Annotated in this window: 9 protein-coding genes; all 9 read left to right on the top strand. The window is 56.7% G+C overall.

From position 1 onward, the window contains the following. Window positions 1-666, top strand: a 666-nt coding sequence (locus tag PEH01S_RS03115; RefSeq protein WP_164827656.1) for a FecCD family ABC transporter permease, incomplete at its 5' end; no start/stop codon positions are given. Window positions 667-685: 19 nt separating this feature from the next. Then, a complete protein-coding gene (locus PEH01S_RS03110) occupies window positions 686-1,492 on the top strand; it encodes an ABC transporter ATP-binding protein (protein ID WP_127483912.1) in 807 nt (268 codons plus the stop codon). Then, window positions 1,489-2,496 carry an ABC transporter substrate-binding protein gene (locus PEH01S_RS03105; RefSeq protein WP_127483911.1) on the top strand — a complete coding sequence of 336 codons (1,008 nt, stop codon included), beginning with the start codon at window positions 1,489-1,491 and terminating at the stop codon, window positions 2,494-2,496. The genes PEH01S_RS03110 and PEH01S_RS03105 overlap by 4 nt, the downstream gene beginning before the upstream one ends. Window positions 2,497-2,517: 21 nt before the next feature. Then, on the top strand, window positions 2,518-3,609 hold the full coding sequence (locus tag PEH01S_RS03100; protein WP_127483910.1) for a class I SAM-dependent methyltransferase: 1,092 nt from the start codon (window positions 2,518-2,520) through the stop codon (window positions 3,607-3,609). 182 nt (window positions 3,610-3,791) lie between these two features. Next, window positions 3,792-4,667: a sensor histidine kinase gene (locus PEH01S_RS03095; RefSeq protein WP_127483909.1), complete on the top strand. Its 876-nt coding sequence runs from the start codon at window positions 3,792-3,794 to the stop codon at window positions 4,665-4,667. A 50-nt stretch (window positions 4,668-4,717) separates the two neighbouring features. Next, window positions 4,718-5,503, top strand: a complete 786-nt coding sequence (locus PEH01S_RS03090) for a nicotianamine synthase family protein (protein ID WP_127483908.1) — start codon at window positions 4,718-4,720, stop codon at window positions 5,501-5,503. A 145-nt stretch (window positions 5,504-5,648) separates the two neighbouring features. Next, complete coding sequence (locus PEH01S_RS03085; RefSeq protein ID WP_025848050.1) at window positions 5,649-5,987, top strand: DUF6262 family protein; 339 nt, start codon at window positions 5,649-5,651, stop codon at window positions 5,985-5,987. Between the two features lie 137 nt (window positions 5,988-6,124). Further along, on the top strand, window positions 6,125-7,444 hold the full coding sequence (locus PEH01S_RS03080) for a c-type cytochrome (protein WP_127483907.1): 1,320 nt from the start codon (window positions 6,125-6,127) through the stop codon (window positions 7,442-7,444). After that, the gene (locus tag PEH01S_RS03075) at window positions 7,441-8,463 is read left to right on the top strand and encodes a cytochrome c class I (protein WP_127483906.1); all 1,023 of its coding nucleotides are present in this window, start codon (window positions 7,441-7,443) and stop codon (window positions 8,461-8,463) included. Before PEH01S_RS03080 ends, PEH01S_RS03075 begins: the two co-directional genes overlap by 4 nt. Window positions 8,464-8,668: the final 205 nt, after the last annotated feature.

The raw sequence follows: 8,668 nt of genomic DNA, 5'->3' as shown, positions 1-8,668 counted from the left end.
TTCGGGCAGTACGCTTTATCCGTTTCGGCTTTTATCGGCTCGTTGATTGCTATTGTGCTGGTGTACATGCTGGCCCGCGTAGGAGGCGCGCTGTCGAATACCCGCTTGCTGCTCGCCGGTATTGCGGTATCGATGATGCTGTCGGCCTTGACCAGCTTCATTGTCACAATGGCTCCCAAGGAAGAAGGCATCCGCTCGGCGATGTTCTGGATGATGGGAAGCCTGACCGGAGCCAAATGGAGCTACTTGACGTTTCCGTCCTGTATTGTCGTCGCCGGTACGCTGTATTTGCTGCTCCAATACCGTTCGCTGAACGCGCTGCTCATGGGGGAAGAGACGGCCGTGACCTTGGGGGTGAACATGGACCGCTTCCGTAAAGTTCTCGTTATTCTGACCTCGCTGCTGACCGGGGTGATCGTTGCCGTGAGCGGGGCGATCGGGTTTATCGGGTTGATGATCCCGCATTTGGTCCGGCTGATGGTCGGCTCCGATCACCGTCGTGTTCTGCCGGTCAGCGTATTGCTGGGAGCATCGTTCATGATCTGGGCCGACGTGTTCGCCCGGCTCGTCATCGCGCCGGAGGAGCTGCCGGTCGGGATCGTGACGGCGCTGTGCGGGGGACCGTTCTTCATTTGGCTGCTGCGCCGCAGCTCATACTCGTTCTAGAGGGGAGGGGACCAAGAAGATGAAGGTGGAAGTTCAGGGGCTCTCCTATGGCGTGAAGGGAGTGCCTATCATTGAAGGAGTGGACCTGCGGATCCATCCCGGTGAATTTGTCGGCATTATCGGTCCGAACGGGAGCGGCAAATCGACGCTGCTCAAAAATATATACCGCGTGCTGGAGCCCCAAGCGGGGTGGATTTCCTTGGACGGGCGGCCGCTGGCCGAGCTGACCCACAAGGAAACCGCGCAGCGGATGGCCGTCGTCAGTCAAGAGACGTCGTCCGCGTTTGATTTTACGGTACGGGATATCGTGCTTATGGGACGCCATCCGCACAAACGGATGTTTGCCGCAGATACGCGGGAAGACGAAGCCTTGGTCAGCCAGTCGCTGGAGCGCGTGGGGATGGAAACGTATGCGCGGCGGGGCTTTTCCAGCCTGTCCGGGGGAGAGAAGCAGCGTGTGCTGATCGCCCGGGCGTTGGCGCAGCAGTCGCAATTTTTGATCATGGACGAGCCGACGAACCACTTGGACGTCCGGTACCAGCTGCAAATGATGGACTTGGTCAAAACGCTCGGGATTACCGCCTTATCCGCGCTGCACGACTTGAACATGGCCTGTTTTTTCTGCGACCGGCTCATTGTGATGCATGCGGGCCAAGTGCACGCTTCGGGCACGCCCGAGGAAGTGATGTCGGCGGGGCTGCTGCGCCAGGTGTTCGGCGTGAACGCGCAGCTGGCCGTGCATCCGGTGACCCGAAAGCTCAACATTACGTATTTTCCCGAATCGCTGCAACTTCATTTATCGCCAAAAGGAGCTTTAATTTCATGAAACGCATCTCTATGCTTGCTATACCTCTGCTGCTCGTCCTCTCGCTAGGTTTAGCAGCCGCTTGCGGTCAAACTCCGCCCAAGAGCCCGGCGGCAAACGGGGACAACCCGCAGAACGGAAAAACGCCCCAGACGGCCTACAGCCCCGTGACCATAGAAAACATGGGCCGCACGCTCACCTTCAAGGAAGCACCCAAGCGGGCCGTCAGCTTAAACCAGCACACGACGGAAATTATGCTGTCGCTTGGCCTGGAGAAGTCGATGGTCGGTACCGCGTATAGGGACGACGAAATTCTCCCGGATTTAAAGGAGAAGTACGCCGCCATTCCGGTGTTGGCCGCGAAATATCCTTCGCTGGAAGTGCTGCTCGGAGCGGAGCCGGATTTCGTCTACGGGCGCAAAAGCGCTTTCGCCGAAAACGGCGTTGGTACTGTCGAAGCCTTAAAGGATAAAGGAATCGAGGCCTATGTGGCCAAAGGGACGTATGTGCCGTTCGGCACGCTGGAGGACGTCTATGAGGATATTGCGAATATCGGGCGGATCTTTGGCGTGCAGGCCAAAGCCGACGCGCTGATCGAGTCGATGAAAGCGAAAGTGAAGGAGATTCAAACGAAGGTGGGGCAGCCCGAGAAGCCGCTGCGGGTGTTTGCTTTTGACAGCGGGCAGGACACGGCCTATACGGCGGGCAAGTCGTTGTCGACTGAGCTGATCCGGCTTGCCGGCGGCAAAAATATTTTCGACGATGTCGAAAAGGGCTGGGCGAAGGTCAGCTGGGAGGAAGTCGTCAAGCGCGATCCCGAGGTCATTCTGATATTCGACTACGACAAGCCGTCGGCCGCGGAGAAGATTAAGTTTCTGCAGAGTCTTCCGGCCTTGGCGAACGTAACCGCGATCAAGAGCAACAGGTTCGTCATCATGCCGCTTTCCGACGTGTTCGAGGGGGTACGGAACACGACGGCTTTGGAAAAAATGGCGAAGGGCTTTTATCCCGGGAAGTTTAACTAAAAAGCGTCAGGAGGAGCGGCGTTGACCACAACGGAATGTTCATTTTGCCATTATATTTATGACGAATGGTTCGGCGATTGCCGCAACGGCGTGCCGGCGGGCCTGGCGATCGGGGCTTTGGCCGGAACGGTCTGCTCGCGGTGCGGCCTTCAGGGCGTGCGGCACGAGCCGCGGGCCAATGCGCCGTATGCGGGGCTGGAAGCGGAGCTGTACGACCAGTTTGCGGGGAAAGCCGGCATCGTTTTTGCCCGCGATTGGATTGTGGGCACCGCCGCCGGGTTCTCCGGGCCGCCCAACGTGCTTGAACTGGGCGCCGGCACCGGCCGAATCGCCGTCGAGCTGGCGCAGCACGGCATCCGGGTATGCGGCGTGGACCGGAGTCCGGACATGCTGAAGCTCGCGGAAGCAAAGCGTCCACGCGTGCTTAAGGATCGTGCGGAAACGCTGAAGCTGGTGGAGCAGGACATGCTGGAGCTGGAGCTTGCGGAGACGTTCACGCACGTTCTATGCCCCGAGGGGATTATCCAGCATGTGACCCGGATGAGCGAGCACCGGGCTGTGCTTGGGAACATCCGGAAGCATCTGGTTCCCCAAGGGCTGCTTGCCGTGGAGCTGCTACTGCCGCCTGCCCAGGCAAGCTGGAAGACGGTGCAGCGCAAGGTGCTGCCGAAGGACAAAATCGTTTACAAGCACGTGGAAGGGGAAACGTCGCTGCGGCGTCAAACGTACCGGCTGACCGCGACCTACGAAACGTTCGTGCAGGGCTTGGAGCAGCCCCGATACCGGGTGGAGCGGGAGCTGGCCCTAATGACGCCGAAGGAGCTTGTGCTGCTGCTGGAGTCGGAGGGCTTCGAGGTTGTCGGTCTCGTGGAAAACGAAGGCGGCAGCAAGCCGTGGAGCACCGTGCTTCCGAGCGGGCTTGAGCGGATCGTGTCCGATCTGAGGCCGGACGAAACCTTGGAGTCCCTCGAGTCCGAAGGACGTCTCGGCACGGCGACGCTGCCCTACACGCCGGAAGCGTGGCGTGCAGGAAGCTTTCCGGTCGGAACCGACGTCGGAATGACCGCGCACGCGGCGGCCGCATCCTTCACGATCCTGGCGAAAAAGCGTTGATCGGGCAGCGCAGTCATTTGAACCGCAATCCTTGTCGAAGGCGGCAGGGATTATTTTTTTTGCGGACGTTTTTTCGTAAGAAAAGATAGCCCCGGCGAGTCATAGGCACAAGGTGCTTAATTGTGTTTAGATGAGAGGAGCGTGGTTATGCGCGGAGTTCATCCCCGGGAGGATTTTTCGCATTGTATAAACATTTGAAAAGCTTAATTTTGATTATTCCTACGCTGACGATCGGGATATGGGAATATACCCGGCATGCGTTTTTGCTTCCTTACATTTCGATGGATTTGGGCAACTGGCTGGCGCCTCTGATCGTTTACCTCGTCACCATGACGCTGCTTCGGAAGCTGTTTGCGCTAATGGAGCAATTGCAGGAGCAGCTGCAGCAGGAACGGGCCGCGAAGGCGGCTTTGGAGGAGCGGGAGAAAGTGGCCTCCGAGCTTCATGACGGCATCGCCCAATCGTTGTTTCTGTTATCGGTCCGCGTGGACCGGATGGAGCAAAGCCATGCGGTTCCGATGGGGGAGCTGTATCAAAGCCTGCGGAAAACCGTGCACGAAGTGAACGACTATGTCCGCCAGGCCATCGACGGCTTGCGGTATCCGGCCGTGCCGCAAGCGCAGCCGTGGATGGAATCCGTTCAGCACCTGATCGCGGATTTCAGGAAGGATACCGGCATTGCCGTCCACTTGGAATGGGAGCTGTCCGAGGAGCGCATGACCGTGAAAGAAAAGGTGGAGCTGTACGCTACGCTACGCGAGGCTTTAATCAATGTCTTCAAGCATGCGGCGGCGGAGAATGTCTGGATTGAGGGCAAGGACGCCCCCGAAGCGGGTGACGGCTGGACGTGCATGGTTGCGGACGACGGACGGGGCTTCGCCTCCGATCCGTTGTCGAAGAAGAACGGCTACGGCTTGAAAATCATCAAAGACCGTGCGGCCAAGATGGGCTGGAAGATCGCTCTCCGCAGAGAGAACGGGCGCACCGTGCTGACCGTGGAAAAGCCGTATGGTGCAGAATTCGAGCATAAGGGACAAGAAAACCAAATACGTATTTGAGTAAGCCGCACAGTTTCCTTGGAAATGGAGCAAGAAACGGAGGGAGCTTATTGAAGCACAAGTATGCTTTTTTGCTTTCCTTGCAGCTGCTTGAATACGAGATCCGCCAATTAACCGATTATTCCAGACAATGCTCGGATTGCTTTGACTTGCTTCAAACCAAATTGGAGGATCTTTGCCGGTTTATGGTCTGCGAAGAGAACGAACGACAGTGGCTCTTATGGAGCGATCAGGAAGAAATAAGACAGCATGGCGAGCGACTGCGGGAGACGTCGGCCCAGGCGCTGTGCGACATGGAGAAATATCAGTCCATCCGTATGCTCGAGCGGCAGATGGATATGGGGCGGTATTTATCCGCTTTGTCGGATGCGGTCTATGATGAGCTTCGGCATTTTCGGATCGGCCGTACGTCGAAGGTGCTGTTCGTCGGTGCGGGCGCATTCCCGCTGACGGCGCTGACCGTTGCGAAGGAGACGAGGGCGGATGTGCTGTGTCTGGATATCGATGCCGAAGCCCTCGATCTGGGAAGCAGGATGGCAGAAGCCTCAGGCTTGCACGATAAGGTGCAATTCTCGGGCCATGGTCTGAAGGAGCTGCCTTTTGTCAAAGAAGCTACACATGTCATGGTTGCGTCGCTGGTCAAAAACAAGCTTGAAGTGCTGGAGGACTTGAGGCAGGCCGTGCCTCCGGATACGAGCATCATTGTGCGTTACGGCAACGGGCTGAAATCGATTTTCAATTACCCGCTGGAAAAGGATTTGTCGCAGGAATGGGAGCTGTTACCAGTCGTTCGGAGCAGGAGCATTTATGATACCCTCATGATCAAGCCCAAATGATGAAAGGACGCTGAAGCCGGGCATCCATACTTTGTTCATAAAAAAGGCGGAAAATTGACTCAAAGGGGTCATTTTTCGCCTTTTATCGTTCGTTATAATAAGGACGAGGTTTCGTGAAAAGAACAGAACGCAGGGAGGCAGCCTTATGCAGCGTAGAAATGTCGAAGGGATTAAAAAATTCAGCGAGCAGAAGACGGTTGAGGCGTACCGCAAGGCCGAATCGGCCATTGAACGGTTGAGGAAGGAAAAGCTGAAGATTAATTTCAATACGGTATCGATCGAAGCCGGCGTGTCCAAGCCGTTCCTGTATACCCATCCTGAGCTACGCGACAAAATCGAGCGGCTTCGCAAGCAAGAACAGACGGAAGCGGGCGAGAAATGCAGGCTTACGCACCGGCTGGAGGAAGAGAACGCGAGGTTGAGACAAGAAGTACGAAGATTGCAAGAAATTCTGAGAAAATCGAAGATACCCGTTATTATTTAAAGTAAATAACGTGTTTGTTCATTTTTTTATCAATAAATTAGCCCTGGCGAGTCATTTTGAACGAAAACGACTTCTATAAAATAATCCTTGTCGCTTGCGGCAAGGATTATTTTTTTACGGAAAGGGAGTGCGGGAAGGTGGAATTTCCGACGATCGATTTCGGCTGGGTCGGCAACGGCAACTTGATCGGCATGATGGCGGTGCTGCACGTCATGATCAACCATGCCGTAGCCATCGGCGGGTCCGTTCTTATGGTCTCCATGGAGTATGCCGCTTTCAAAAGAGGAAACGAAAGGCTCGAGGCGTGCGCCAGATGGCTGAGCAAATGGATTCTGATCATTACGACGACGGCGGGAGCGATGACCGGAGTAGGCATTTGGTTTACAACGACCGTTATTCTGCCCAATGCGATCGGCTCGCTGCTGCGTATTTTTCATTGGGCCTGGTTTACGGAATGGCTGGTGTTCGTGTCGGAAGTCGTTTTGCTGTTAACGTATTTCTACACGTGGGACCGCTGGAAGGGAGAGAAGAAGAAGCTGCATTTGCGGACCGGTCTGGCGCTGTGCATCATGTCCTGGTTCACGATGGTGATCATTACCGGCATTTTGGCCGCGCAGATCAATCCGGGCGACTGGGTGGAAACGCTGTCGTTTTGGAGCGCGTTTCTGAATACCACCTGGGTGCCTTCGACGCTGTTTCGCACCTTCGCCGCCATTACGCTGGGCGTTGCGGTATTGACGCCGCTCAACCGATGGTTTGTGAAAGACAAGCTTGACCGTCACATCGTTCTGAGGCTGTACGGCAAATGGCTGGTCGTTTCCGTGCCGCTGATGCTCGCATCCGGGTGGTGGTATTTAAAGACGCTGCCCGATCAAGCGCAAAAGCTGGTCGTCTGGGCATCGGGCATGAGCGACTTCACGTTCGCCTTTATCAACGTGCTCGGCCTGCTTCTCATGTTCGTGCTCGGCGTCATGCTGATGGACGGCCGAACGAAGTACCCGGTCGTGCTCACCGTATTCACCGCGGCCTTCTCGCTGCTGCTGATTACCGAATTCGAGATCGTCCGGGAAAATATTCGCAAGCCTTATGTCATTTACAATTACATGTACGCCAACGGCGTGCTGAAAACGGATGTCGAGCGGTTTCGCAAGGACGGCGCTTTGGCGCAAGCGAAGCTTTCTCCGGTCCGGGAGGTGACGGAGGCGAACAAGCTTCAGGCAGGGGAAGAGCTGTTCCGCATGCAGTGCATCGCCTGTCACAGCATCGACGGTCCCCGGCGCAGCCGGGTCCTGACGGAAAGGGCCAAAGGCTGGAGCGAGGAAGCGCTCGCCGCCTTCATTCCTCAAATGCACAATATCCGCCCGGTCATGCCGCCGTTTGCGGGAACGGACGAGGAGGTTAAGGCGCTGGCCGCCTATATTCACAAGATGGTTTCGGAGAGGAACGGTGCAGAGTGAACACCTATTTGACCGCCAAATCGCCGGTGCCCAACGATCTGGGGCTGGCCATTCCGGGCAACCTGCCTTTTTTCGAAGTGCTGATCGTCGTCGGATTCATTCTTCATCTCATTTTCGTCAATATTCTGGTAGCCGGCTCCGTGTCCGCGGTGTACAACGAGCTGCAGGGCATCGTCCGCAAGGACGCGGTTCTGGACCGCCTGGCGCAGCATATGGCAACGCATGTGTCGATTGTCAAAAGCATCGCCGTCGTGCTAGGCATTGCGCCGCTGCTGATCATCAGCACTATTTATACCCAGTTTTTTTATCCGTCGACGATTCTGATCGGCAAAATGTGGCTGCTGCTCATCCCGCTGCTGACCGTTGCGTTTCTCGCGCTGTACGTCTATAAATTCACATGGGAGCGCTGGCAGAAGCGCAAGGCGCTGCACCTCGGCTTCGGCATAGTCGGCACGCTGATCCTGCTATTTGTACCGCTGCTCTTCATCACCAACGTGACCTCGATGCTACATCCCGGGCTGTGGGACCCGGAGCGCGGCTTCTGGCGATCGCTGTTCGCGTACCCGACCATCTGGCAGCGCTACCTTCACTTTATGGCGGCGAGCTTCACGATGCTCGGCCTGTTCCTGTACGGATGGGCGAGACGCCGCGAGCGGAACGGCACCGGGGCGGTCACGGAGGCGGCCAAGCGCTACGGCAAAACGATGGCGGCGGGCTTCACGCTGCTTCAACTGTTTGCAGGACCGCTGCTGCTGCTTAGCATGGACGGACGCGTCCGCCATGCGTTTATGGGCGGCTCCGCGTTCCATACCGCGCTTCTCGCGGCCGCGGTGCTGCTCGCTGTCGGCTTGTGCTGGCTGCTGGTCCGCCTCGTCAGGCAGGACGGGCGGCGGCTGTTCGCCGCCACGGTGGGCGTGCTGCTGATCGTGTTGACGCTGATGAGCTGGATCCGGCACGAGGTGAGGGAAATCTACTTGCAGCCGTACATGGAGGAATCGCCGCGCACCGTGCAAAAGTAATGTCGGGAAGGGCTGCCGTGTGTATCCATTAATCCGTTTCATGAGCTGCATAAATCAATTGGATTCCAGACGCCGTTGAAAGAGCTCGTCATCCAAGGTCTGCAAGCGCTGGATCGTTGATCTTCCGCTGAATTTAAGCTATCGGAAAAGGGCCTGCGTCAGCCCTTTTCCATCATAACCTCCGAATATCTGTAAAAAATAAATG

It is taken from the genome of Paenibacillus ehimensis NBRC 15659 (genome assembly GCF_004000785.1).
Lineage (GTDB): Bacteria > Bacillota > Bacilli > Paenibacillales > NBRC-103111 > Paenibacillus_G > Paenibacillus_G ehimensis.
Note: the sequence above shows the minus strand (reverse complement) of the source record. Positions and strands in the feature narration are given on the sequence as shown.